The sequence below is a fragment of the Paraburkholderia sp. WC7.3g genome (assembly GCF_050436345.1).
Lineage (GTDB): Bacteria > Pseudomonadota > Gammaproteobacteria > Burkholderiales > Burkholderiaceae > Paraburkholderia > Paraburkholderia podalyriae.
In genome coordinates this window covers 81,676-106,669 of the sequence record NZ_JBNDMA010000003.1, presented here as the reverse complement: position 1 = coordinate 106,669, position 24,994 = coordinate 81,676, and the positions used below count along the sequence as shown (strand labels likewise).

Sequence of the window (24,994 nt, the reverse complement as noted above, 5' to 3'; positions counted from 1 at the left end):
AACTAGAAGCCACGTCCTAGTCATCTCCCTCGAGGAGCAAAGCGTCGAGGCGAGGCTAGCCGACCACCATCATAATCTAGGAGTGTCCGACCGACGGCATCACAAAGAGGCGTTCGTCCCACACCACGGGTTGCGGCTCCGTCACGGCAATCCGCGTCGCGTCGGGGTGCGCGGGATTGACCAGCACGTTGAACTCTGCGCGGACGACGACGGAAGGTACGATCAGGAGCGCGGTACGCGACTCGGTCAGCCAAGCGTCGCCGAACTCCCTTGCCGCCTGCAGTGCTGGCGCATCCCATCCCCCCGGCAACGATTCGGCCGAATGGCGTTCGACGCGAATATCGTCGGGAACCGCTGCTTCAACCCATCCGTGTGTCTTCGGTACCTTGCCGATGCGCGCATGAACAAGAACCTCGAGCATCGCACCGGCGAAGGTCGACGCGGCGTAGATGACGGGTCGCCCCGGGCTATTGAAGCGGCCGCCCACCAGCATCGCGCCGGTGCCGCTCCAGACCGTGTGTCGAGTGTCGGCGATTCGAAACAACTTCACGCCGGCAACCCATAAAACAGTTTCCAGAGCAGCTCTTCGACCCGGCGCGCGCCGAGCTCGGTCAGCGCAACATCGAGCGGCGCCCGACCTTCGAGCTCCGGGTGCGGCGTCGACAGGAATTCCCGCGCGTCCTCTTCGTCGTTCCAGACGTAGGCCGTCGTCGCGACAATCCTGGCCAGCCGCTCAGTCTTTTCCGATTCGTCTGGCGTCAGCCGATCGCGACGCCGCTTATAGGTCGCTTCGGGGATGATGCGGGCAAGTAGCGCACGCCGGGCGTCGGTACCCTGCGTCGCATGTTCGACGCCTGCTCGCAGCGCGGACTTAGGCAGGCCGTCGCGGACAAGCGCCTCGAGTTCCGCGAGCGTGTGCGGGATCTGCCGCAGTTCCATGACCGCGGCCACTGCTTCAGGCGTAATCAGTGACATGCGACTCCCGACTAAAGTATCAGTTGATACCTAATGATAGCGCAATTGATACCGTCCGGAAACACATCTTCAATGCTCCAGTCGGAGACGCCGCCGACCTTCGTGGCCGGCTTTCTTTCGCCGCGGAGTCGCCGCCAGACCGGCGGGCTGACGCCGCGCAGACTGATTCGTAACTAGAGAACGGAAGCCGGATCGGAAGGGTCTGAGTCCATCGACCCACGATAAGCTCCGCATCGGCCATGTTCGCTGGGATCCGACTTCAGCCCCAGCTTCGGCGCGGTCTCCTGGGAGGGCCAGTGTGCAGTGACCGGCGCTTACACCTTTGAGAGCGCTGGTCGCGAGTCATGCCAAGCCATCGAAGGACAGCACCGATGTAGAGAAGCTGGACCCGAGCAATGGCTTGCTGCTCGCGGGCACTTTGGACAAGGTCAACGACGGCTACCTTATGTCAGTCCACCCCAAGACCGGCAATCTGCTCTTCTCTGATGCGATCGACGAGGCGGAACGTGCCCGTCTGGTGGGTGACCATACCCGTCTGCGCAAGACGCCCACTGCAGAACAGGCGCTCTACCTGGAGGCGCACTACAAGCGCTTCCTCGAGAAGCAAGCAGAGCGCAGCTCCAAGCTGCGCAATGTAGCCTAGGTCTAGCGGGCTCCAGCGGAGAGCCTGTCGAGGCGGCCATTTCGACATCGTCCGTGCCTGCGAGAATCGCCCACATAGCATGACGGCACGTTACGGCCTACAGAAACCTTTCATACACGAAACGCTCAAGCAATTAAGAATCCGCTGGCGACAGGGTGTCGCACTGCGCACGCGAATAAACCATTTATAGTGCACTGCACAAGCCCAGTCCGATCGGCAAATGCGATCTGACGACCGTGTCCGGCGTTGCCCGGTTGCGGACAGACATGCCGCTGAAGGTGATTCGACACGCCTGTCAGCTTCGCCGGTTCCTGGTTAGCCATCAAAATGAGGTCTCTGTGAAATACCTTCCCCGCATCGCCGCGTCCGGAGCGCTTTTGGTCGTCGCTCTCGGCGTCGTCACGTTCGCCCAGATCAAGTTCGCTCCACAGTCCGCAGAGGCCAACCCGGTCGCACGGATCGTCCTGAACGTCGAGTCGTGGAACGGCTGAGCGACTCCACCGCTGTATGTAGCTCGCGCCCCGCAGGCAAAGAAAAACCCGCCAGGCTCCGGAGAGAACTGGCGGGTTTGAGCTACTGATTTCGGATTCACATACCAGGTGATGGTAACGGAGTTGACGCCTGCTCACGCTCCTCCAGCGACCAGTCAGCCTCCATGTCCACGGCATCCAACACCTTGGCCAGGTCACCAATCGCCAATTCGAGACCCTTCATCGTGGCCTCGTGAGACAGGCAATCTGCCCCCTTCGACGTTTCGATCATCAGCAACTTGAAGAGCGTATCGCCACACTGATCCAGCGCAAGCCAGCCCTCCCCGCCTTGCGCAAATTGTCACCGCGCAACCTGAAGGCATGGCCGAATCCAGAATTTGTGCAGCAGCCTCCTGCACAAATTGAAACCTCTTCGGCTCAGAAACATAGGATTGCGAATTAAATGTCGATGATTCCTTTTATGTCAAATGCCCTCTACTGACCGACGGGTTTCCACGCGTCGTTCGTTTGCACAGTTTTGTTCCCGAATTTTGCATAAATTTGTTCCCGCCCCCTTGTCGGACTTGGCCACCTTGATGCCGTCGCCGACGAGGACGCGCCGGCCATTGACGCGTAGCGGCTCCCGGAACAGGCGCAACACCGCCTGGGTCCCCAGCGCCGCGAGCTGATCGAGCTGCACGGCGTCGCTGTGCAAGCTGTCACGCAGCTTGTTGTAGAGCGCCGGTCGCAGCTTAAGCGTACGCACGATGCTGGTCACGTCCAGCAACTCGGTGCGCACCGTCAAGCCTGCCTCGGCAGTTGCGAACCACATAAAGCTGCGCAGGCGAGAGAACGCTGGGCGCAGCAACCAGATCGCGTCCCACCAAGCCATCCAAAGTGCCATCGTTTGTCTTCGAATTGCCGTCGATAGGCAAGTATAGTATTACTCTGTAGTACAAACTATATAAAATCGCCTCCTTCAAATCGAAACACGCATTGAGACGATCAAGGCGAAGCTCGCCGCGATCGATGAAATGCGCCGTGGCTCACTCAGCTGTCAATACAAGGACCCCGCCAACCATGGTGGTGCGTACTGCCAGTTGGACTATATGCGGGACAGAAAGAGCCGAACCGAGTCTATTGCGCGCAACGCGCTGAGCGACCGTGCGCCGCCAGATCGACAACTACAAGCACCTCAAGGCGTTGACCGAGAAATGGGTCGACTTGAGCATTGAGCAGTCGCCTAAAGATGAGACTGGCGCGCGAAGGCAACTAAGCGAGCCGGATCGGATTACCGAGAACTCAATCGGCGCTCACGAACGCCAAGATGAGATCGTAAGAAAGGCGCAAGAACTCGGCACTCTCGAGTTATATAGATTTGCCGAATTATTCGGGAAGACCGCAGTCGGTGCCGTTTGCTGATTCCGGAACGGCCCTGACGTTGCGACGACGGTCCTCTGCAACGTCATCCGGTGCCGTCATTTGCAACTTGACGCGACTGAATGCGGCTCGGGAACCGCACACCTCGTCTATCAAAACGAGGAGTTTTACGACTGCGAGGCTTATGATAGAAATTCGCGCTCAGCTTGCTACATCCCCTAGAACGCGCGCATGCTGGCCAGATTGGCCCTCCCGAACCGGCCGCGGCGCCCGAAACGGCGCGTCAGGTCTTCGGCGAGGCGCACGACGAGCGCCTGCCCACCCTGCTCACGGGCGACGATGCGCCGCCCGATCTCCCAGTAGGAGGTCGGACCCTCGAGGAGATGTTCAGCGCTGCCGCCGCGTGCGTAAGACTACGATGTTCGACCACCGCGGCAAACGTCTCCAGCTCGATCCTATTCAACATCGCGCTCACATTGACCCTCACTCCTCTCTCCCGGACAGCGCAATGGTCGAGCGAAAATCAGTGCCCCGAAAGCGGTCATGCCGCGAGGTGTCGATGTTCACCTAACCAACCGTGCGGTCGTCAGGTCCAGTTCGATAATCCGCGGCAGAAATGACCGCAATAAAAAATGGTAACCGGCATCTTGCCGACGAGGAGGACAGCCCATAATCCAGTTTCAATTCGCTTGCCTAACTGTATTTCCGGCAAGCTAGAATCTTGCACCGATAGCGTCCGTAGACGAGACTTCGCCGTGCATGGCCGGTCGCTCCGGATCGGGTGGAAAAACGCACCATTTTCCGTCCCGGTGACGAAAAAAGAACATCGCCTTCGACCCGCTTCCATTGTCTGCGACGACGCACACATATCGTCCCCTGCTGGATCGTCCGTAGTGGCTGACCCGAAACCCTCTCTTCGGGTCGGGCGCCAACCAGTCCTGCACCATACTTCTCAGCGACGTTCCCCCAACCGCCATAGTCTTCCTCATTCCGAAGGTTACGGTTCCGCGATCCTGAAGAGCGAAGGTAGTGACTGGCTCGCGGCAACACGCGTTCGACAGCCCCACCCAGACCTACGTTTACATCGGACCTGCCTATTCGCTTCCGCTCGAATTCGATGGTCGTAGCTACCGGCCCAAGGAGGCCGCTGAAACCTTTGCGCAAAAGCGAAAGAGCGCTAAATTACGATCGGTCCTGCTTCACGCGGTGGGGAGAATTTGTGCGCCCATCAGTGGACGGTGAACTGTCCCTCCGGGCGTCCCTAAAACGAACGTCATGCGTCATGCCCGCCACCGCGCCGTAGCCGTTGCGGGACTCGTCAGAACTTGTGCCGTATTGCCGCCCGGATTACGAGCTGATTCGAGCTCGAGGAAACGCCTGCCGCACCTGGAACATAGGCGGCGTCGAGCACCGTCTGAGTCTTGTCGCCTCCAGCATGCTGGTATGCACCCTGCAGGTACAGATCCGTACGCTTTGACAGATTGTAGTCAGCCATCAACCCGATCGACTGGTAGTTGGGATGCAGCTTCCCGGTGGTGGCGTTGAAATCGGCCCGCGTATAGGTGTACATCGCGCCCACGAAGAACGCAGGGGTGAACTGATATTTCCCGTTCACTTCGAAGTTCTGGAAGCGCAGCGACGACAGGGTCGAGCCGGTGGGCGGCGTGATCGCACCCACATAGCCGGAGCTGAGCGGTTGCGTGACGTTGGTGTTCGTATATGCGAAGCCCAGTGTTGCCGAACCGATCGTGTAGTTGATCCCCGCGCCGAAGATGCGCAGGCGCTCGGCCAGGAAGTTTTCGTCACCGCCGTTGTTGACCGCGCCAGTGGCCGTTGAAGATGGATTGTTGGCCTGCAGATACGCCGCAGCGAGAAGCAGTCCACCAGTGGTGTACTGCGCACCAAGGCTGTACTGGCGATTGTTGGCGAAATTTGTGTCGTTGCTGAAGCTATACGTACCGCCCAACTGGAAGCCGGCGAGCGACGGACTGGTGTACTTTACGGTATTGTTTACGCGGAACGTGTTATCCGTGTTGTCGTTGTCATACGGGTGGGAAAAAAGGTAGCCTGCCCAGTTGCCGTTCGCGGTGGTCTGCGCGAGATAGTCGACGACCGAATCATACTGTCGCCCCAAAGTCACCGAACCGAACTGATTCGACGAAATCCCGACATATGCCTGACGGCCGAACATCAGCCCGCCTTGCCCGAGACGACCATTGTTAACATCGAAGCCGTTCTCCAGTTTGAAGATCGCGGTCAACCCGTTGCCAAGATCCTCTGTTCCTTTGAGGCCCCAACGGCTACCTTGAGCATAGCCGCTCTGGAGTTCATAAACCTTTGAACCTCCAACATTGTTGGTGTAATCGAGTCCTTCGTCAATCAGACCGTAAAGCGTCACAGTAGACTGAGCGAATACTGGGGTTGCGATAGTGCAAATAAAAAATCCAGCAAGTGTTATTTTTTTCATTAAAATCTCCGAATATTAGAATATAACTACATGCAAACTTCTTTATCGACGGGCTGAATTAACCACGTATGATTCGTATCTTATCTCTCGGTATTACTTATGAAATGTCAGACGCTGCCTGCAGTTTTCTCACGGTCGCGGGCTATTTCAGGCTGCCAGAGAGAAACTGCCTGAGTCGTTCGCTGCACGGCTTGCCCAGTACTTCCTCAGGAAGCCCCTCTTCCTCCGTGCGTCCTTGATGAAGAAACATCACATGATTCGATACATTGCGGGCGAACCCCATTTCATGCGTAACCACAATCATTGTGCGTCCTTCGTCTGCGAGCTTTTGCATTACCTTGAGAACTTCACCTACCAGCTCCGGGTCGAGTGCAGATGTTGGTTCATCGAACAGCATCACGTCAGGGTTCATCGCCAACGCACGCGCAATCGCGACACGTTGCTGTTGGCCGCCAGAAAGATGCGAGGGATATTGCTTTTCCACGCGCGATGGGAGTCCAACTTTCTCAAGGTATTCACGCGCGCTCTCTTCCGCCTCGCGACGTGGAAGCCCGAGCACATGTACCGGCGCTTCAATGATGTTCTCAAGAACGTTCATGTGCGCCCAGAGATTGAAATGCTGGAACACCATCGATAGCTTCGATCGGATCCGCTGCAGCTGCTTCGGGTCCGCGACGTCGAGATAGCCGGATTTATTGGCCTTCGTCTTTACCGCTTCGCCATCGACCGCGATGTGCCCGGAGTTCGGCCGCTCAAGAAAGTTGATGCAACGAAGAAGCGTACTCTTTCCCGAGCCGCTTGCCCCGATGATGCTGATAACGTCGCCCTTGTTTGCGTTCAGGGACACGCCCTTGAGCACCTCGTGGTCTCCGAAGCGTTTGTGGATGTCGTGAACTTCTAACTTGCAAGCTTCTGTCTGAATCGTCCGCCTCAACATTCTGATCCCTTATCGTTACGTTTAAAGCACTGGTGTGTCATACACGTTGGCTTGGCACCAACATGCAAGCTTAGTGAGCACGCGGTGCGAGGTAGCCGAGCCAGCGGTGCTCAACGTGCCGGAACACAGCAACCAGCGCGAAGGAGATGGTCAGGTAAAGAAGCGCGGCAATACCAAATGCCTGGAACGACTGGTAGGTTGCAGAGTTGGCGTCGCGGGCGACCTTCAGGATATCGGGCACGGTCGCCGTGAAAGCAACCGAGGTGGCATGTAGCATAAGGATCACCTCGTTGCTGTAGAGAGGCAGGGACCTTCGCAACGCGGAAGGGATGATGATGCGTCTGTACAGGGTGAACCAGTTCATTCCGTACGCGCGTGCCGCCTCAACTTCACCGTGAGACATTGAGCGCATTGCGCCAGCGAATATCTCAGTCGTGTAGGCGCAGGTATTAAGCGCAAACGCAACAATTGCGCAGTGGTAACCGCTTCGAAAGAAGGTATCGGTAAGCTCGTGCGACCGAATAAAGTCGAAGCTATAAATACCCGTATAGATCAGAAGCAATTGCACGTACAACGGCGTGCCCCGGAAGACATACGTGTAGAAACGCACGGGCATGCTTATACAGCGATTCGTGGAGACACGAGCCACCGCGAGGGGCACCGCCATCAGGAAGCCAATTACGAGAGATGCCACCAGCAGCCAGAGGGTGACGGCGAGGCCGGAGACGCGCTGCCCGTCCCAATACAGGAACGCGCGCCAGAACTGGGTAATGATATCAAGCATGAGCCTAGAGTTCCGCGTGACGAACGCCAGCCGAGAATCGTTTCTCGAGCCTGAACAACACCAAGTTGGAGACGGATGTCATCGTGAGATAGATGAGCGCAGCACACATGACGAAGAAGAACATTTTGAACGTGCTCTTACCCGCATCCTGTGCGGCCTTCACGACGTCTGCGAGGCCGATAATGGAGACCAGTGCAGTCGCTTTGACCAGAACCTGCCAGTTGTTGCCGATGCCCGGAAGTGCGAAGCGCATCATTTGAGGAAACAGGATGCGTCGGAAAACAAGAACCCCATTCATCCCGTAGGCGGCGCCCGCTTCCAGTTGGCCGCGCGGCACTGCAAGGAATGCGCCCCGAAAAGTTTCCGTAAAGTAGGCTCCATAGATGAAGCCGAGTGTCAGGACGCCTGCCGCGAACGGGTCGATGTCAAATTGTGCGAGACCCAAGGCGTCGGTGAGATTGTTGAGCGCAATCTGGATGCTGTAAAAGATGAGAAGCATCAGAACAAGGTCCGGCACCGATCGTATCAAGGTTGTGTACGCGGATCCGACTGCGCGAAAACCACGATTTTGCGAGATTTTCGCCACGGCCCCCACGAGACCAAGGACAACCGCGGCCGCAAGCGACAGCACCGACAGTTCAATTGTCCGGACAGTGCCGGCCAGTAGCTGCGGACCAAATCCGAATAGAAACACACTTGTCTCCGTGCTTGTTATAGATAGATAACGGCGAGCCGAAGGCCCCGCATCTCTGCTGTGCGGCAACCATTCAATCACCCCGGCGGCAAGGAAAATCCCGATGGTCCGGAAGTGGACTCACCGGCACGCGCAGCGGATCCCTGTTCATGAAGCTGCGCCAATAGAGGCTTTGGGAACAGGACAGATGCTCGCCAGCATATCGTCCGGCTTTTCGCGGCTGAACTTCGTATGGGTGATGTTCCTTGTCACGGAGTATTTTTCCTGCGTGTCACAAACTGTCACCCTGCGCCCGACGGGCAGTGTGAAGCGCGCGACATACTCGGATAGTTTTCCCTGCGCCGATTAGAACGAGCCTTGACCGTTGGTCTAACACCGCCTGTAGGTATCAGCCGCCAAAAGGATGCGCTCGCCATCATCGGGTGCCGATTTTCAAACCGAACGTTTTCGGGATGGCCGCAGCGACTCGAGGCAACAATCCGGAGCTCCTGCCCACTTCCTCATCTTCTTCACATCGCAGAATACCCCAGCGAACGAAGCGCCCGCCGACATATCGAAAAGGCTCTGGCGGCAGCGCCCGCGGTTCACGCGTACAAAAAGGTAGCGAACTCCATTCGTCTTTTGACCTAAGAACGAGCGACGCAAGACATTGCCCCCCAATGTACGTGGGATTAACGCCGTGTCCTGAATATCCGCAGCCGTAGTGGATCCGTGTTCCAGGTAATGTTCGAAAGAACGGTAACCTGTCGGACGAAATATCGATGCCGCCGCCCCATGTTCGATCAATCTGAACATCTCCGAAAGCCGGCAGCAGCCTACGGAGTCCACGTTCCGCACGTATTGCCGAAGCCATGTCAGTAGTCAGCCGGGGATCTGACGTATTCCCGCCGAAGCCTATCGGACCCGAGCCCGAACCCATCAGGATCCGTCCATCGACAGTCTTGCGAAAATAGTGGACGAACATTCTCAAGTCAGTGATACCCTCGTCCCGCTTCCAGCCCATCGAGCTGAGTTTCTCGGGGGCCGGCTGCGTCATCAATGCGTAGGAAGAGAATACGGTAAGAAATGGCGCGACCTCTCTGCGCTTGGCGAGTTCGATATTGGTCGCGAGCACCACTTCCTTTGCGACGATTTCACCCTTAGGCGTGACAACGCGATTGAGCGTTCCCTCGTCGAGCCGGATCATCGGCGTGCCTTCGTATATCTTCACATCCGCAGCGATCGCTGCAGCTCGCAATTGGCGCGCCAGCCGGGCTGGTTGAACAGTCGCGCCTTCAGGGAAATATAAACCTTCCCGAAAAACTGAAGACCGGCAAATTTCCTGGACCTCTTCGGCCGTCAGCGAGCGTACGGTGTCTGGAACGCCGAGCTGCCGTGCCGTCTCAAGGTACGATGCGATTTCGGCATCTTGCGCCGGTGCTGCGGAGACACGCATATGGCCGTTTTCACGCCACCATACGTCGCGACCGGGCGCGGTAGCAAACCGCCGAATGGCTTCCTGAGCGCGTGTACCAGCTCTCGCAACGTCCAACGCCGCATCAGGGCCAATGTTCGCCGCGATGCCAGTGAGAGACGGCCAGTATCCGCTGACCTTCCCCCCATTTTTACCGCTAGCACCGGAACCGCATTTGGATGACTCAATGAGAGCGACGGAGAGCTGCGGCGCGCGTTCCTTGAGGGCCATGGCAGTCCACAGTCCCGTATATCCGCCACCGACGATCACCACGTCAACTGTGAGCGCCCCGGTAAGCGCAAGCGCGGCTGGTTGTGCACCCTCACTGCGCAGCGCCTCCTCGAACCACCAGGACGGATCATTCGGAGCTTTTCCCTGCAGATTCATTTGCCCTTCCTCTGATAAACGTATATGGCTCTGGCAACATCACGCGGGTCCTGTTCAGACCACCGCTTGAACCTGGATCTCGACAAGGATGTCTTCTCCTGCCAACTTCGACTGGACCGTCGCGCGTGCGGGGGGATGCTCCGTATCGACCCAAGCTTCCCATACTTCATTTAGCTCGTCGAAGGTGCGAACGTCCTTGAGCCAGACGTTCGCAACAGCAATACGAGACTTGTCACTGCCGGCCGCCTGCAAATAGTCATCGATCTGGGCGAGGATATCTGCCGTCTGCTCCTTGACACCCCCTGTAGTGTCGCGGGCCGTTAACCCGGACAAAAAGGCGAAACCATTCGCGACCAGTACTTTACTTAATCGGCCCGTAATCTCCAGACGGCGGATCATGATATCTCCTCTTTCGTTAAAAAATCTTGGCGTAACGGTTCACTCTCAGATGCCACATCGCGCGTGCGCTTTGGAATCAAAATCGCTGGTGCGATTCGGATACCTAAAATTATCCGTTCACAATCATCGAGGACTTGCACACTTCTGACGCGATACGCTTCCTGTCGACCCCGATAGCAGCGAGTACATGCAAACAAGTCACACTGCCATCGTGACGCGCGCCCCGCACGCGGTCAAATGCCAATACAATGGGTGTGTATACCATTTCCTTATAGGTGGCCCAATGAAGCTCCGACAAATCGAGGCCTTTCGTGCAGTAATGGAGTCAGGGTCAATGACCGGTGCAGCACGTGATCTTCAAACCACTCAGCCTAACGTGAGCAGGCTCATTGCACAGCTGGAGAATGAAACACGCCTCGTCCTATTTGATCGCACAGGCGGACGCTTGCTGCCACGGCCAGAGGCCAAAGCTTTGTTTCGCGAAGTTCAGCGAGTCTTTGTGGGGCTAAAAAGCCTGACGTACGCGGCAGATACCATTCGCAACCTTGGAAGCGGCCGCCTCCGCATCGGCGCCGTGCCGGGTATCGGACTTAGTTTCCTTCCCAGGGTCGTTGAACGTTTCAAACGGACGAGACCGGGAGTAAACATATCTATCCATACAAACTCGTCGATCACGGTCGAGCAATGGGTCTCGTCTGAGTTTTGCGACGTCGGAATCGTGGCGTTCGTTTCCGGCGCGGCGACGTGTCAGGTTATCCGGCTACCGGATGCTCAGGTACTTTGCATGGTTCCGAAAGCGCATCGGCTTGCTCGACGCACTGCAATCATGGCAAGCGACCTTCGCGGAGAGGAGTTCATTTCCGTGTGTCAAGGCGATGGATCGAGGGAAGACACTGACCAGCTGTTTGAAGACGAAGGAGTTGAGCGCAAGCTAACTCTCGAGGCACAGTACAGCGCAACTTGCTGTGAGATGGTGAAACTGGGTATGGGTGTAACGTTGGTTCATCCACTCGTCGCAACAGACTTCGTCGGGCAGGGAGTGAAGGTTCTTCCTTTCACGCCGTCTATCTGTTATCCCAGCTTTCTTCTTTATCCGCCGCATGACGTCGTCTCGCAACTGGTTAGCGAGTTTGCAACTCTGCTCCAAAGCGAGTTCGAACGCGAGCTGACAATCTGGAACGAGTAAGCCAGGAATGAAGTAAGAGAAGGGCTCGACTGCATGCGGGCCGTTTTTCTGGCTAGACGCCCGTGCAAGCAGCACGGGCGTCTAGCACCTGAAGACGTCGCCAGGCTCACATCGATAGTGGCGGTCGACAAGTCGTATCGACGCCGGCCATAAGCCTCCGACTTCTTCTATCACTTCGGCCCCCTGAGGGGGAAAAAAGATAGCTTCTTTCGAATCTCGAGTGGGTGGTTGCCGGGTCAAGTGCGGGCGTCAGCCCGGCGAAGCGAACACTTGACGCGCGTGGCGCAAGTAAGCTGGCATAGGGCTGGTTGCGGCAGAATGCTGCAACCAGCCCTGCAAGACAATGCGAACAATGACGAACCAAACCCAACTCTTTGAGGCGGCCCTGGGAATCAACGCGCCGTGGTATGTGCAAGGCGTCGATTTCAGCACGGAACTGACGATTGCCGTGGACTTTGTCGCGGGCAGTCGGTTTGCCTACCCCGGGGTGCCGGGCGAACACCCGGTGCACGACACGGTCATCAAACGGCTGCGCCACCTCAATTTCTTCCAGTTTGACTGTTATCTGGAGGTACGGGTGCCGCGTGTGCGCTTGCCGGACGGCTCGGTGCGGCTCGTGGAGCCTGACTGGATGGGTAAGCTGGATGGCTTTACGCTGCTGTTTGAAGCGCTCGTGCTGACGTTGTGCCGGGAGATGACATTTGCGGCTGTGGCTCGTCTGGTGAACCTGTCGTGGCATCGCGTGAAGGCCATATGTGATCGGTACGTGGATATGGCCGTGGCCGCCACTGACTTGTCCGAAGTCACTGCGGTGGCCATTGACGAAACCTCGTGCCGACGTGGCCACGACTATGTCTCGCTCGTCGCTGACATGGATGGCAGGCGCGTGGTCTTCGTCACGCCAGGCAAGGATGCAGGCGTCGTCGAACGCTTTGCCCATCACCTGGAGCAACACAACGCATCGCCTGCGCAGATCAAATCGGTCAGCATCGACATGTCCCCCGCCTTCATCAAGGGCGTGGACGAGCATCTGCCCGATGCACGTGTGACGTTCGACAAGTTTCATGTGGTGGCGCACGCGTCCAAAGCACTCGATGGTGTGCGCCGCGAGCAGCAGAAGGCTGATCCTGCACTGAAGGGCATGCGCTGGTCGCTGCTCAAAGATGCTGACAAGCTGAATCTCGCGCAACTGACCGATCTCGAGGCGCTGATCAGCCAGTACACCACCAACCGCACCGCCCGTGCCTGGATGTACCGCGAGCAGCTGCGCGAGATACTCGATCGCAAGCAAATCCATGTAGTCTCCAAGATGTTGCGCCGGTGGTGTAGCAACGTCATGCGTTCCAAGGTCGAGCTCATGAAGGACGTCGCACGCATGATTCTTCGTCATTTCGACGGCATCGTCGCGTGGGCCCAGACGCGCCAGACCAATGGTTTCATTGAAGCGATCAACGGCTTGTTTCAAGCTGCCAAGCGCAAGGCGCGCGGATACGCCAGCTTCAAAACCATGCGGACCGTGCTGTTCCTGATCGCAGGCAAGCTCGACTTCTCGGCCTTCAATCCACATGCCTCGTGAGCCGCATTACCCACTCCACTTTTGAAATAGCCAAAAGATAGTTAGCAATAGTGCTGCCCGAAACCTGCGATCATTGAGAAACGAGGCGAGATGGAGTTTCTATGTTTCATCCGTTTCGACGAGGTCGCTCGTGCCACAGGAGGCCTTAATAGAAGCCATGGTTACTTCCGCAACGTCACAAAGCGGGACTCGCTGGCAAATGACAGCATCGACGCAGCTACGGGCCGCGTTAAAACGTCGCCCGCAATTTCGGAGGCGCACCCGCTGCCGGTTTTCAGCAAGCAGTTCAGGCCCACGGTCACCCGCCGTACACATCGTACGTGAAATACTTTTTCGCGATCCGGTCATAGGTACCGTCCTTACGTATGGCGTCGATCGCGTTATTGATCGCATTAACAAGGACCTCATCGCCCTTTCGGACCCCGATGCATACGCCGTTACCAAATATCGCGGCATCTCTGATTTCCGGTCCTCCAGCAAAACCATAGCTGCGACCTTGATCTGTCTTCAAAAAGCCGCCCTCAGCCTGCGGACCGAACGCAAATACCGCATCAAGGCGACCACTCACGAGGTCTGCCCATGCCTGGTCCTGCGTCGGATACGAAACGATGTCGACACCCTTTCCACCCCAGTACTTTCTCGCATAAGTTTCCTGCGTACTCCCCTGCAACACGCCGACGCGCTTTCCTTTGAGGGATTCCACTGTTGGTGCCAGACCGGAGCCGCCTTTGACGACCAGTTTTTCGATTGGCGCATATAACTTGTCGGTGAAATCGATGATTGCGGCGCGCTGTGCGTTCTTTGACAACGACGAATTGATTGCATCGAACTTCCGGGCCTGAAGTGCGGCTATGATCCCGTCAAAAGAATTTTCAACCCAGACGCACTTGACTTTCATCCTCGCGCAGATCTCATTTCCGAGGTCTATGTCAAACCCGACCAGCCGTCCATCTGGAGACTTGGACTCAAACGGCGGATACGAACTGTCTACGCCGAAGCGGAGCTCTTTAGGGTCTTGCGCAGATGCGCTCGTCGAAAGACTGGTTGCGATGAACGCAAGCAGCAAAGTCGTAATCACCTTCATGTTGGATCTCCTCACTGGCCCCCAAAAAGCGGGCAAAAAATTTAGCCGGCGACGCGCGTGGTCGCCTTGATTGCCGTGCGGCAGACTTCCTACGATGACAAAAAATTCCGATTGACTCCGGAAAGTGGTGCACCAATTGAAGTCTTCCTGCCCCCAAGTCCCAGCCATCTGAAGACGTACGGGGTGGCAAGCTCATCATGCTTGGCATCTTGGGGGGACGTCCAATGCGGAAAAATTTGGCACCTATACGGAATTGGTATACCCCCGACCGTACAGCGTCGCGAACTTGCGTGCGTGCGGCACTGGATTTACCGAACTGACACGATGGCGCCGCGCGCCATCCTGAACCGTTGACGCTATAGCACGAACTGGTCATCGGAGACCACGCCAATACGGAGGGGTACAGGTCTACGCATACAATTGAGGAAAGTGCCTTACGTACCATGATGGACTCCGGCTCTGTTGAAACACCGCCCATCCCGGCGCATAGGTGATTTTTGTGCATTTTGTGACTGTGGGGATAGCGGCGCACGAACTCCAGCACTGCGTCCGTCGCCTGACACAGCTTCGTTCACAGCAATGCGGGCGATCATCTGTCTCATCGCGGCCGACGCCAGTTCCAGCACCATCCGCACGATGTCGGCCACCGCCAGCGGTGTTCCGTGTGCCGGTACCGGCGCATAGACCAACAGCAGTTCCGCGTGCGGGACACGTCCTGAAGCCAACTGAAACACGTTGTGCGACCAAGCTTGAGAACGATTTTGCGCCGCTCATCCGGTCAGGTCGAGAAGATTGCGCAGCACAGGGCCCCGAGGACGGGATTTGGCGCTTGAGCCGACAGCGGATCACGATGCACGGCACTGTCGATGCGTATATAGCCGCGCGTGGTTACGTCACGCAGTAAGATTAAACTGCGGTCAAGATGGTCGGTGAGCGGTCAAGGAATTCTTCCAGGTTCTGCGAAAGATCCAGATGCCCATAGGAGCGGTTACGCTTCGCATTCCACTCATCTGGCGGCATCAGCGGCATCGCCTGGCTGCGTAACGCGAAGCCCTGCTCTATCAGTTGGCGCCCCGAGCGGATGCTGTGGAGCACCTGAACCAGCATGGCTCGCAACAGCCTCTCTGGCGCGATGCTCGTCCGCGCCCAGACGGCGTGCCAGCAGACGAAGGCCACGCTGCGTCCTTGATCTTGTCGGTTAGCGTCTGCAGGACCACCAGCTCCTTCGCTATGCGATTGGGCAGCCCAGTATATTGCTGCTGCGCCTCGTTGCCGACGCTGGCCGATTTCTCAAAACGAGTCATCTCCTTCTCGAGCACCGCGAGCGATAGCTTGCTGACATCGGCGTCATCCGGAAACAAGAGTCTGGGATTGCCCGGGGGGCGCGCCCAGGGCTACGTCAGATCGCTATGAGGGCCCGGGGACGGGGCGGCCGAGGAACGACCTCCGTATGAGTCGGTGTGATGGACCCAACATGATCGATCCGATATCGCATGCCAGTAGCGGTCAACTGTGCGCGAACCCGCCAGCGCCGTACCGCCCGACCGGCGCAATAACGCTGTATCGATCACTTTTCAACCGGTACTGCGCTTGATCGTCTGAAGTTCGGTTGTCGTTGTGACCTTCTCGACATTGAACCGCGGATTCGCGAGCCATGCATTCGCCAGAGCATGATACTCGGCGAGATTGCGGCACGCGATCCGCACAAGAAAATCGAATACGCCGCTGACCAGCCAGCAGTCGAGCACTGCGGGATTGGAGCGCACTTCTTCCTCGAACATCTCTTGAGAGCGCACGTGATCGCCGAGCGCAATTTGCGCAAGTACGATAACCGGAGGCTCGTCTTGAGGCAGCCGCACTACCGCGCGGTACCCCTTTATCACACCGAGTGCCTCCAGTCGCTGCACACGCGCCTGGCACGGCCGTGGCGTCAGGTTTACCCTTTCAGATAGTTCCCGGTACGAAATGCGCCCATCAAGCCGCAAGATATCGATGATCCGGTGGTCGATCTTGTCGAGCTGGATTTTCCCTTCCGTCATGTACACGTCCTCCCGGGCAGGTCCTTTAGTGAGCGCCACCCAATCGCCCGTACAAGCATTATCCAGCGGATCGTTCTTTACGCAAGCTGGCGTTCGATGGCAAAGTCCGCATTTTTCGCCCGGGCCGATACTGTCCTAGAAGCGCAGCGACAGGCAGGTCAGGCCGCCGTCCATCTTGCGGAACTCGCTAGCGTCGAGCACGTGCAGCGGCATACCAAGCGCTTCCAGGCGCTCTTGCACCCGCGGGTAACCTGCCGGAGTGATGAGTTCGCCGTTCACTTCGAGCGTGTTACACGCATATTCATCGGCCATATCAACGGCGATCCGATGGAACTTCTCGAATACGGATTGGTTGGCGAGCACGTCGCAAACAAGGAGTGTCTCGTCTCCAAGGTAGTTCACGGACGACTTAAGATGCAGGCTGGCACCGATTGGCATTGCCTCGACGTCGTAACCAAAGTGCGACACGATGTCCTCGAACGCGCGCACGCCCGCTACGTCCGTACGGGCCGACAGTCCGACGAAGAAACGCTTGCCGATCAGCATTACGTCGCCGCCATCAATGTGCCCGTCACGCATCGGCTTGACCTCACGGCATGCGGCCAGCGGGACTTCGATCGCCTTTGTTTCGCCGCTGCGTGCGGGTGCGCCTGGACGCGTCAGCACGGCGAATTCCGGCGTAATCACTGCGACGTCTTCAACGAAGTGAGCATCCGGAAATGCATCAAGCGAGGGCAATTCCGTGAGCTCAAGACCCAATTCGCTCAACTTCGCGCAGTATTCCTCGAACTGCTGCAGGGTCTTTGCGTAGTCGGCTTGACCGAGTTCCGCGTTAGTTAAGCCGTCGACGCAGGACGCGGCGGGACGACGAACGATTGCCTGTGTGAACTTCATTTGACTCTCTCTCCACAATAACCGGCGTAGGCTCCCCGTTATGGGATATCAGCCTTCCGGATTCGAAGCAATTATCGGCCAGCGTGTCTCGCCATTGCGGTCGACTTGGTGTTCGAGCGCGACGACTCCGGTCGAATTTCTTAATTTTTGTAGCCGAATCGGCTGCGGGAAGAAAGTGAGTGGCATCGGAAGAAAGCCCACGAAAGCGCTTTCCTCGTGAGCCGATACAGTCATGACGTGTTCAAACTTTGTGCGTCGACAAGAGAATGCTCGTCTCAGAGTTCGCGATTCCGTCAACAAGACGAACAGCACCGAGCACGCGATCGAAATGTTCCAGCGAATCGGCATGCAATTCGACGACAAGGTCCCAACGGCCGTTTGTACTATGGATCGAGACGACGTTCGGATGCCCGCGCAGAAGTTTCACGACTTCGGCGGCACAATTGCCCTGCACCGCGATGGACATAAGCGCACGGATGCGGTGGCGCTCGACTGCGGGCTTCAGCCGAACGGTATAGCCGATGATCACCCCGGCTTTCTCGAGTCGAGTAATCCGGTTCTGCACGGTCGCCCGCGCGATGCGCAAAGTCTTCGAGAGCGCGACGACCGACAGCCGCGCGTTATCGCGCAGCAGCGCGATTAGCTGACGATCTACGTCGTCGAGAGTAACCATCGAACCTGTCTCTCCTGTTAGATGTCATCCAGCCGCAAGCATGTCGCGTCTGGCCCTGCTCGACCAGCGCGAACCGATCATGTTGCCGAATCAAAGCGAGCATTCTGAATAGCTTATCGAGAAATTTGACGATTTTGTTATCTATCTGCTGGTCACCCCCGCTGCAACAATGTCTCCATCGAGCGGTCGTTTTAGCCGCGCTCACTACAGGAGATAAACCAATGACACGTTTCCTCGACGTTCCCGCCACCGCGCGACTGATCGCCAAGACCGGCGTCACGCCGTTCCTTCGTGAACTCGTTGACACGCTGCGCGCCGACTACCTGCACTGGGCAGACTTCGACAAGTCGCCGCGCGTCGCCTGCCACTCGCGCGACGGCGTGATCGAACTGATGCCCGTCGCGAACGCGTCGCTATTCGCGTTCAAGTACGTGAACGGCCACCCCGTCAACGCCGCTCGCGGGATGCATACGGTAATGGCGTTCGGCGCGCTCGCCCAAGTCGACACCGGCTACCCGCTGCTGCTCGCCGAACTCACGCTGACCACCGCGCTCCGCACCGCCGCAACGTCGGTGCTGGCCGCGCAGGCGCTCGCCCGCCCGGACTCGCGTACGATGGCGCTGATCGGCAACGGCGCGCAGAGCGAATTCCAGGCGATCGCGTTCCACACGCTGCTCGGCATCGAGGAGATCCGCGTGTTCGACGTCGAGCCGCATGCAACCGACAAGCTCGTGCAGAACCTCGCCGCGTATCCGGCACTGCGCGTCGTGCGCGCCGCATCGACCACCGACGCCGTGCGCGGCGCCGACATCGTGACGACCGTTACCGCCGACAAGGCGTACGCGACGATCGTCACAGCCGACATGATCGAGCCCGGCATGCACCTGAACGCGGTTGGCGGTGATTGCCCGGGCAAGACCGAGTTCGAAGCGGGCGTGCTGCACGCAGGCCGCGTGTTCGTCGAATTCGAGCCGCAGTCGCGCGTCGAGGGCGAGATCCAGCAGATGCCGGCCGACTTCCCGGTGACCGAACTGTGGCGTGTGCTGCAAGGTGAGACGAGCGGCCGCCAACACTCGGACGAGGTCACGGTGTTCGACTCGGTCGGCTTCGCGCTCGAGGACTACTCGGCGCTGCGCTACCTGTACGCGCTCGCGCAGCAGCACAACGCGGGCGTCGAGATCGCGCTGATCCCGCCGGCCGTCGATCCGAAAAACCTGTTCGGGCTGATCGACGATCCGGCCGCGATTGCGCAGGGTCACGCGCCGTTCGCCACCGAAGCCGTCGCCGCGTTCGCGCGCTGATCGTCATTCTTGGGCGGCGTGCGCGCCGCCCGGCTCCCTGCCTCTCGCCTCTACCGTTCATGAATCTCGCATCGATCCAGGCACCGGCCGCCGTCGTGATGATCCGGCCGCACCACTTCCTGCCGAACCCGGAAACCGCCGTCGATAATGCGTTCCAATGCGCCGCGGACCCGGGCGCCGCGCCGTCGGTATCCGCCGCCGCGCGCGACGAAGTCACCGCGGCCGTGAAGACGCTCGCCGACGCCGGCGTGCGTGTGCATGTGTTCGACGACCACGGCGAACGCGACACGCCCGACTCCGTATTTCCGAACAACTGGTTTTCGACGCATCCGGGCGGACACATCGCGCTGTATCCGATGTACAGTCCGAACCGCCGCCGCGAACGGCGTGCTGACGTGATTGAGATGCTGAAGGCGGTATACCGGGTGCAGGACGTGATCGACTATTCGGGGCTCGAATACGACGACTTGTTCATCGAAGGCACCGGCGCGATGGTGCTCGACCACGTCGCGCGCATCGCGTACACCGCGCGCTCGCGCCGCGCCGATCCGGTCGCGCTCGAACGCTTCTGCACGCACTTCAATTTCGAGCCAATCTGCTTCGATACGGCCGACGCGGAGGGCCTGCCGATCTACCACACGAACGTGATGATGAGCGTCGCAACTGAGTTCGCGATGGTCGGCCTCGACCTGATCGCCGACCGCCGCCGCCGCGACGAGATCGTGCGTCGCCTGACCGAAACGGGACGTACGGTGATTGCGCTCGATCAGTGGCAGATCGCGAACTTCGCGGGCAATGCGCTGGAACTGTCGGGCAAGAACGGGCGCGTGCTCGCGCTTTCGCGGCGGGCGCTCGGCTGCCTCACCGCGGACCAGCGCGCGGCGATCGAGCGCTCGGCGCGGCTCCTGCCGCTCGACGTCCCGACGATCGAACTGGCCGGCGGGTCGGTGCGCTGCATGCTGGCTGGTATCCACCTCATACCACGTCACGCGCAATGTGTTTCCGACTTTTGACACAGGCACGACGACAGATTGAGAAGCCGGCCGTGGCCGGACTACGCATCTGCGAGCTTTGCACACTGCTCTGTGTCGGGAGCGAGTGACTGCGCCCGAAGCATCAGGGCAAGGATTCTTAAGCGAGCCATCTGCCGAGCGAGCCTTCCACATCATCGAGATGACGGCTCAACTAGGACGGGTGTCGACATCACTGCACTCGGCATCTCGAAAACGACGGCTCACCGTCTCGTGAGCAATCTTGAGGAGCTCGGCTTTCTCAAGTACGGCATCGAACACCGGCACTATCAAGTTGGTCCGCGATTGAAGGAGCACGCAACCAACGTACTCACCACTTCGTTTTCGCACGGGCCGTCCACGCACGTTTCATGGAGCTTTCAAGGCGCACTTCGGAAACCGTGAGTCTTGGCGTTCATGCGCGAATCAGAGGTGGTTTACGTCTATTGCGCAATAGCCGCGCTTGTGTTCGCCGCCGGGTATAAAAGATCTCGATGTATTCCGTGATCTCTTGCTGCAGCCTGCTGCCGAGTGGCGAACCGCCGATGATAGACCAGCTCGCTCTTCACTGCGCCCCAGAATAATTCGATCGGTGCGTTGACGCTCCTATGTCAAGCGAAGGCCGTAGAGTCCGCTAGATCGGCGAGAATGAGAGGCTAAGGTTCTCGCACTATGTACCGCTTCAAGCAGCGGTGAATTTCCTTCTTCGACCTACCCTCACGGCTGCGACGTTGCACGTACGCTTTCGTCCTCGGGTCACTACGCATCCGGACCATCGCTATTGTCGATAGCGCGTTGTTCGCGGAACGGCTTTCCCCGCGATTCAGTCGATCTGCTCGTCCAGTCCGGAGCGGAGAAACTGACGTACGCAGGCAAAACCACTATTGCTAGATTGCTCGACGCGCATGCAAAAGGGGTGCCACGCTGATTCAGGACGGCAGGCAGCCATCGGCAGGGATAGCCCCGATCGAGCAGCAGGAGATCGTCGCTGGAGAGACGATCCAGGTTGTGCCTGTTGCTGCAGATGTCCGAAGAACTCATCCAGTTCGGTCTGGACGCTCTTGCGCATGCCGGTGAGCATCAATGCGATCAGTGCCGGCAAGGGCAATTTGCGACGACGTTGGAACGCCATGGGATGCTCGGGAGTGCAAGCAAGCTGACGAAACTGATCAGTCTGAATATGGGCGGCGCGATCGGCAAGCACAGTGGATAGAGACATCGGGCCAACGAAGATCAAAAAGATCCTCATTGGCCCCGCGAAGTTGGCTTCACGTCAAGTTCTTTTTTAACTTTCCGGCGCAGCAGACGCGCTTAACTTGGGTGGATTGCCTCCACAACGCAATGGCCGGCGATCGCTCCATACCGCCCCAAAACCATAGCACTTCAAGCGGCAAGCCGGAATTGCGTTTTCCTGCCGAATGAAGCTGCTGAGCCCGAGATCCCGACGACGACATTTCATGTCCTCATATCGAAATCAGCTCGATCAATCCTGTTTTATCAACCCTCAAATTATAGTACTGCCCTGACTCGACTAGCATAGGTTCCCGCAACGGATGAAAAGCGGCCGCCCAATGACTAGTCAGACCTCTCGACGTGACAAGAAACTTACCAAAATAGGCATCGAAGTATGACGTTATTCCGTGACAAAGTCCAGATCTGCATATTAAAATTTTGTGATCGACAACATCCGAAGTGCTCGGATTCATATAGTCAAATCTCTTCAAAAGAATTAATGATGAAATCCTTATCGGATCATGCACCATTTGATTGACAGGGAAATACGATTTTTCAGAAAACGTGTTAAACATAGAAAAGTCAAATCCACATTGGTTAAACACGCAATTTCTTTCAAAGGCTGTTTCGTCAGCACATAGAAAACCGAATTGTTGAATGCGATCTGGCATCACAATCGTGCAAGGCCCCGCAATCTGGCGGACATCTCGAGCGATCGTTTCATACCCCTCGCCGACAACGCCGCAATCCAACGTTTCGGTGAAGATTATATCCGGCGCCGAAGGGAGGTCAGAATCAACAATAGCCTGCCTCGATGACTTTGAAATGACTGCAATACGGTCCTGAAAGTTGTTTTTCTGAATGATCTTCCTCGCCACATTAGCGATTTGCTCATTCACCTCACATGTGAATACCTTTTTAGCACCATATTTAGCGAACAGGAGCGCGGGGAGGCCCGCTCCAGTTCCGATTTCCACAACAATCTTTCCGCCTACATCAGACGATGCGATTGCTGCCTCTATTGCCGCATTCCGAGCGAAATCATGCAGCATCTCGAAGTGCCACCTTGGGATCCTGTAACTAGCTCGATCAAACGAATTGGTTTGATGCATCTGATACTCCAGAAGAAGGAGATGACCTATACCGGCGGCTCAAGAAGTCGCCATTGTCGACCGCGGCTATAAAGGTCTCGCCATCGTCGGGGTGAAGATAGACCACCCGGGCTCGCGGCGGGCGTCACGCACGGACTACGCGCGATGATTAGGCGGCGAAGCGCAATCGAGCTAGCCATCGGTCTCATGAACACAGACGGAATGCTCGATCGCAACTGGCTCAAAGACGCGCTAGGGAAAGCGATGCACGCAGTGCTGTGCGGCGCCGACCACAACCTTCGGACGATCCTGAGGAAGCTGCGGCTTCCTTGTGCCCTAATCTCGCTGCCTTGCTCAACTTCTGCATTGCCGCCGACGTGCCGGCGTGACGCCGATGGCACGAGAAACAAATTGTTCAAGGACGACGAAGTAATCGATGTCATTCGATGCGCTCTCCACCTTCCGTTGCTACTGCGTCTTCATAAATACTCCGTCCCCAATTCATACACTTAACGTTTAACACATGTGGTTTGGGGCTGGTAACTTACAATTACCGCTACGCAACTCATTTGTTTCGCTGACCAAAGCTTTGCCGGCGGTATTGTCCATTGGTATAGGGAAAATAACCGAGGCTGTAATGTTAGAACGACTCTCTGAATTCGTCTCCCTCGGCATACTCGAGCGGAATCTCGATCAAAATCGGCTTACTGGGATCGCGGCCTGCTATAACGGTATCAAGCTCTTCGAATGAGCTAACCCGTGCGCCAGCGACGCCGTTTGCCTTCGCAAGCGCTGTGAAGTCCACGCTCCCGAACCTCAAGATGGCCTTGTTCGCTCCGTTCCCTCCCCGGTCCTGATACCGTTCAATTAGCCCGAACGCGTTGTTGTTCAAGATCAGCATGACGATAGGCAGCCTATGACGGGCCACTGTTTCTAGATCGCAACTCCCGGAGTGAAAACCGCCATCGCCTGCAATAAGAAACACAGAGTTGTCCGGGTCAACAAATTGCGCTCCTATCGCGCTTGCAAGCCCGCTCCCGAAGCTGGAGAGGCCAGCATCGGTAAAGAATTGGCTCGTGCTAGTCGGCTCGCTGAAGAGAATCGCGTGATGACGGTAGTATCCGATGTCCGTTACAAACTTACCTCTACCGATATTCTTGTTGACGGCCTCCACCACCTCGATGGGATTGAGCCGCCCGTACGAACTTCTGCGTCGGCGATGCGCTTGTATTCTCGTCTTCAACTTATCGGCAGGAAAGAGCTGCTTAGGGGTGGCTGCATATTCACCCAGTTGCTGAAGCGCATCGAGGATGTTCGACGTCACCTCGAAGTCGAACGGATAATTTTCCTTTATTGCGTCCGCGGAATGAGCCGAAATGTGAATTACTTCCTTACGTTTCCCGCGGCACCACATTTTCGGCAAGATATCGTCGACGTACTGATAACCGAAGTTCAGGATAAGGTCGACCTCATTGAAGACGTCGTCGAGCGCTGTCGCGTAGCCGAGTATTCCTTCCATGTATGGGCTTGCTGAACCGATGTATAGGGGATCCGTCATGGATAGGAAGCCCTTGGCGTTTGCAGACGCCATCATCGGTATATTCCACCTTTTACAAAAGTCCACTAGTGCGCGCTCTGCGCCCGCTCTGATGACTTCGTGGCCGATCAAGCACATTGGACGTTCCGCTTTCCGCAAGCGCTCGATAACTGCTCTAACGCTAGACGCACCAAGAGTGGAACGGGGCCATAAAAGCTTGGTTGATACCTCCGGGAACTCGTCAGCGACCAATCGCGAGTGGCTCGTCGAATAAATATCGGCCGGAATACTCAGATGCACTGGCCCCGGTGGATCGGTCATCATGACGGAGAACGCGTGCTGCAGAATGCCTGGAAGATCCTCGGGATTTTCCAACTCCAACGAAAGCTTCGTGACCGGCGCAAAAATGGCGCGCTGATCCACACATTGATGGGTTATGTTGTAGTGGCGATCATCCCGTTCCAGTTGTGCGGACACGATTAACAGCGGCGAATGGTTGAGGTGGGCCGATGCGGCTGCTGTTACCATATTTGTCGCGCCAGGCCCCATCGTGCAGAAAACAATCTGCGGGCGCAGCATGCATCGGCCTGAGAATTCAGCTGCCACTCCGGCATTAAACTCCACTCGACCCGTGACAAAATCTATGCCATCGACTTCATTAAACAGTATGTGCGCGTTCTCGCGGCCTGGGACCCCGAAAACGCGGGAAATCCCAGCATTTTTGATAAAGCGAAGCAAGTATTCAGAAACTTTCAAGATTATTCTCCGATTAATTCAGTAA

At 57.3% G+C, this 24,994-nt stretch carries 26 protein-coding genes and 5 pseudogenes; 9 read left to right on the top strand and 22 right to left on the bottom strand.

Annotated elements, in window-relative coordinates; translation table 11 throughout:
• Positions 1 to 76: 76 nt before the first annotated feature.
• Complete coding sequence (locus OKW43_RS31765; protein ID WP_090812513.1) at positions 77 to 550, bottom strand: RES family NAD+ phosphorylase; 474 nt, start codon at positions 548 to 550, stop codon at positions 77 to 79.
• A complete protein-coding gene (locus OKW43_RS31760) occupies positions 547 to 975 on the bottom strand; it encodes an antitoxin Xre/MbcA/ParS toxin-binding domain-containing protein (RefSeq protein WP_429452036.1) in 429 nt (142 codons plus the stop codon). Before OKW43_RS31760 ends, OKW43_RS31765 begins: the two co-directional genes overlap by 4 nt.
• Positions 976 to 1,297: 322 nt before the next feature.
• Here OKW43_RS31760 and OKW43_RS31755 point away from each other — a divergent pair, with 322 nt between their 5' ends.
• Together OKW43_RS31755 and OKW43_RS31750 are read left to right on the top strand one after the other, a co-directional pair.
• Positions 1,298 to 1,618, top strand: a complete 321-nt coding sequence (locus tag OKW43_RS31755; RefSeq protein WP_429452034.1) for a hypothetical protein — start codon at positions 1,298 to 1,300, stop codon at positions 1,616 to 1,618.
• A gap of 266 nt (positions 1,619 to 1,884) precedes the next feature.
• Positions 1,885 to 2,109 carry a hypothetical protein gene (locus tag OKW43_RS31750; RefSeq protein WP_146014416.1) on the top strand — a complete coding sequence of 75 codons (225 nt, stop codon included), beginning with the start codon at positions 1,885 to 1,887 and terminating at the stop codon, positions 2,107 to 2,109.
• Between the two features lie 97 nt (positions 2,110 to 2,206).
• Here OKW43_RS31750 and OKW43_RS31745 read toward each other — a convergent pair whose 3' ends face one another.
• Positions 2,207 to 2,332 carry a hypothetical protein gene (locus OKW43_RS31745; protein ID WP_281394089.1) on the bottom strand — a complete coding sequence of 42 codons (126 nt, stop codon included), beginning with the start codon at positions 2,330 to 2,332 and terminating at the stop codon, positions 2,207 to 2,209.
• 240 nt (positions 2,333 to 2,572) lie between these two features.
• On the bottom strand, positions 2,573 to 2,992 hold the full coding sequence (locus tag OKW43_RS31740; RefSeq protein WP_429452031.1) for a hypothetical protein: 420 nt from the start codon (positions 2,990 to 2,992) through the stop codon (positions 2,573 to 2,575).
• Positions 2,993 to 3,252: 260 nt separating this feature from the next.
• Between OKW43_RS31740 and OKW43_RS31735 the strand changes: the two genes are divergently transcribed.
• A complete protein-coding gene (locus tag OKW43_RS31735) occupies positions 3,253 to 3,510 on the top strand; it encodes a hypothetical protein (protein WP_429452029.1) in 258 nt (85 codons plus the stop codon).
• A gap of 176 nt (positions 3,511 to 3,686) precedes the next feature.
• Here OKW43_RS31735 and OKW43_RS31730 read toward each other — a convergent pair whose 3' ends face one another.
• From OKW43_RS31730 to OKW43_RS31695, 8 genes and pseudogenes are all read right to left on the bottom strand, one after another.
• Positions 3,687 to 3,821 (bottom strand): hypothetical protein, encoded by a 135-nt coding sequence (locus OKW43_RS31730; RefSeq protein ID WP_429452534.1) that lies wholly within the window; start codon positions 3,819 to 3,821, stop codon positions 3,687 to 3,689.
• Positions 3,822 to 3,844: 23 nt separating this feature from the next.
• Positions 3,845 to 3,934, bottom strand: a pseudogene (locus tag OKW43_RS31725) (LysR family transcriptional regulator); the annotation flags it as partial.
• A gap of 852 nt (positions 3,935 to 4,786) precedes the next feature.
• On the bottom strand, positions 4,787 to 5,935 hold the full coding sequence (locus OKW43_RS31720) for a porin (RefSeq protein WP_429452027.1): 1,149 nt from the start codon (positions 5,933 to 5,935) through the stop codon (positions 4,787 to 4,789).
• 142 nt (positions 5,936 to 6,077) lie between these two features.
• Positions 6,078 to 6,872 carry an ABC transporter ATP-binding protein gene (locus OKW43_RS31715; RefSeq protein ID WP_429452025.1) on the bottom strand — a complete coding sequence of 265 codons (795 nt, stop codon included), beginning with the start codon at positions 6,870 to 6,872 and terminating at the stop codon, positions 6,078 to 6,080.
• A gap of 70 nt (positions 6,873 to 6,942) precedes the next feature.
• On the bottom strand, positions 6,943 to 7,656 hold the full coding sequence (locus tag OKW43_RS31710; protein WP_429452023.1) for an ABC transporter permease: 714 nt from the start codon (positions 7,654 to 7,656) through the stop codon (positions 6,943 to 6,945).
• Between the two features lie 4 nt (positions 7,657 to 7,660).
• Positions 7,661 to 8,350: an ABC transporter permease gene (locus OKW43_RS31705; protein WP_429452021.1), complete on the bottom strand. Its 690-nt coding sequence runs from the start codon at positions 8,348 to 8,350 to the stop codon at positions 7,661 to 7,663.
• 415 nt (positions 8,351 to 8,765) lie between these two features.
• Complete coding sequence (locus OKW43_RS31700) at positions 8,766 to 10,190, bottom strand: NAD(P)/FAD-dependent oxidoreductase (protein WP_429452019.1); 1,425 nt, start codon at positions 10,188 to 10,190, stop codon at positions 8,766 to 8,768.
• A gap of 54 nt (positions 10,191 to 10,244) precedes the next feature.
• Entirely contained in the window at positions 10,245 to 10,589 is a 345-nt protein-coding gene (locus tag OKW43_RS31695) for a RidA family protein (RefSeq protein ID WP_429452017.1), read from the bottom strand.
• Between the two features lie 283 nt (positions 10,590 to 10,872).
• Between OKW43_RS31695 and OKW43_RS31690 the strand changes: the two genes are divergently transcribed.
• Both OKW43_RS31690 and OKW43_RS31685 read left to right on the top strand, forming a co-directional pair.
• Positions 10,873 to 11,775, top strand: a complete 903-nt coding sequence (locus tag OKW43_RS31690) for a LysR substrate-binding domain-containing protein (protein WP_133667193.1) — start codon at positions 10,873 to 10,875, stop codon at positions 11,773 to 11,775.
• 352 nt (positions 11,776 to 12,127) lie between these two features.
• Entirely contained in the window at positions 12,128 to 13,351 is a 1,224-nt protein-coding gene (locus OKW43_RS31685) for an ISL3 family transposase (RefSeq protein WP_133665288.1), read from the top strand.
• Between the two features lie 298 nt (positions 13,352 to 13,649).
• On the opposite strand, the gene OKW43_RS31680 is transcribed toward OKW43_RS31685, so the two are convergent.
• From OKW43_RS31680 to OKW43_RS31660, 5 genes and pseudogenes are all read right to left on the bottom strand, one after another.
• Positions 13,650 to 14,435, bottom strand: a complete 786-nt coding sequence (locus tag OKW43_RS31680; protein ID WP_429452015.1) for an ABC transporter substrate-binding protein — start codon at positions 14,433 to 14,435, stop codon at positions 13,650 to 13,652.
• A 1,053-nt stretch (positions 14,436 to 15,488) separates the two neighbouring features.
• Positions 15,489 to 15,578, bottom strand: a pseudogene (locus OKW43_RS31675) (transposase); the annotation flags it as partial.
• Positions 15,579 to 16,009: 431 nt separating this feature from the next.
• Positions 16,010 to 16,474: an Lrp/AsnC family transcriptional regulator gene (locus OKW43_RS31670; RefSeq protein ID WP_429452013.1), complete on the bottom strand. Its 465-nt coding sequence runs from the start codon at positions 16,472 to 16,474 to the stop codon at positions 16,010 to 16,012.
• A 135-nt stretch (positions 16,475 to 16,609) separates the two neighbouring features.
• Positions 16,610 to 17,368 carry a dimethylarginine dimethylaminohydrolase family protein gene (locus OKW43_RS31665; RefSeq protein ID WP_429452011.1) on the bottom strand — a complete coding sequence of 253 codons (759 nt, stop codon included), beginning with the start codon at positions 17,366 to 17,368 and terminating at the stop codon, positions 16,610 to 16,612.
• 241 nt (positions 17,369 to 17,609) lie between these two features.
• Positions 17,610 to 18,041, bottom strand: a complete 432-nt coding sequence (locus tag OKW43_RS31660) for an Lrp/AsnC family transcriptional regulator (RefSeq protein WP_429452009.1) — start codon at positions 18,039 to 18,041, stop codon at positions 17,610 to 17,612.
• Between the two features lie 221 nt (positions 18,042 to 18,262).
• Between OKW43_RS31660 and OKW43_RS31655 the strand changes: the two genes are divergently transcribed.
• From OKW43_RS31655 to OKW43_RS31645, 3 genes are all read left to right on the top strand, one after another.
• The gene (locus OKW43_RS31655; RefSeq protein WP_429452007.1) at positions 18,263 to 19,342 is read left to right on the top strand and encodes an ornithine cyclodeaminase; all 1,080 of its coding nucleotides are present in this window, start codon (positions 18,263 to 18,265) and stop codon (positions 19,340 to 19,342) included.
• Between the two features lie 59 nt (positions 19,343 to 19,401).
• The gene (gene ctlX / locus OKW43_RS31650) at positions 19,402 to 20,355 is read left to right on the top strand and encodes a citrulline utilization hydrolase CtlX (RefSeq protein ID WP_429452005.1); all 954 of its coding nucleotides are present in this window, start codon (positions 19,402 to 19,404) and stop codon (positions 20,353 to 20,355) included.
• 72 nt (positions 20,356 to 20,427) lie between these two features.
• Complete coding sequence (locus tag OKW43_RS31645) at positions 20,428 to 20,757, top strand: helix-turn-helix domain-containing protein (protein ID WP_429452003.1); 330 nt, start codon at positions 20,428 to 20,430, stop codon at positions 20,755 to 20,757.
• Between the two features lie 10 nt (positions 20,758 to 20,767).
• Here the strand turns inward: OKW43_RS31645 and OKW43_RS31640 are convergent.
• The 4 genes and pseudogenes from OKW43_RS31640 to OKW43_RS31625 all read right to left on the bottom strand — a co-directional run.
• Positions 20,768 to 20,951 (bottom strand): annotated as a pseudogene (locus OKW43_RS31640) (IS3 family transposase); the annotation flags it as partial.
• Positions 20,952 to 21,008: 57 nt separating this feature from the next.
• Positions 21,009 to 21,182: pseudogene (locus OKW43_RS31635) on the bottom strand (IS110 family transposase); the annotation flags it as partial.
• On the bottom strand, positions 21,176 to 21,589 hold the full coding sequence (locus tag OKW43_RS31630) for a hypothetical protein (RefSeq protein WP_429452001.1): 414 nt from the start codon (positions 21,587 to 21,589) through the stop codon (positions 21,176 to 21,178). The gene OKW43_RS31630 and the pseudogene OKW43_RS31635, both read right to left, overlap by 7 nt.
• A gap of 226 nt (positions 21,590 to 21,815) precedes the next feature.
• Positions 21,816 to 22,697, bottom strand: a complete 882-nt coding sequence (locus OKW43_RS31625; RefSeq protein ID WP_429451999.1) for a 50S ribosomal protein L11 methyltransferase — start codon at positions 22,695 to 22,697, stop codon at positions 21,816 to 21,818.
• A gap of 34 nt (positions 22,698 to 22,731) precedes the next feature.
• Between OKW43_RS31625 and OKW43_RS31620 the strand changes: the two are divergent.
• Positions 22,732 to 23,018: pseudogene (locus OKW43_RS31620) on the top strand (IS5/IS1182 family transposase); the annotation flags it as partial.
• 298 nt (positions 23,019 to 23,316) lie between these two features.
• Here OKW43_RS31620 and OKW43_RS31615 read toward each other — a convergent pair.
• The gene (locus tag OKW43_RS31615; protein ID WP_429451997.1) at positions 23,317 to 24,969 is read right to left on the bottom strand and encodes a thiamine pyrophosphate-binding protein; all 1,653 of its coding nucleotides are present in this window, start codon (positions 24,967 to 24,969) and stop codon (positions 23,317 to 23,319) included.
• Between the last annotated feature and the right edge of the window lie 25 nt (positions 24,970 to 24,994).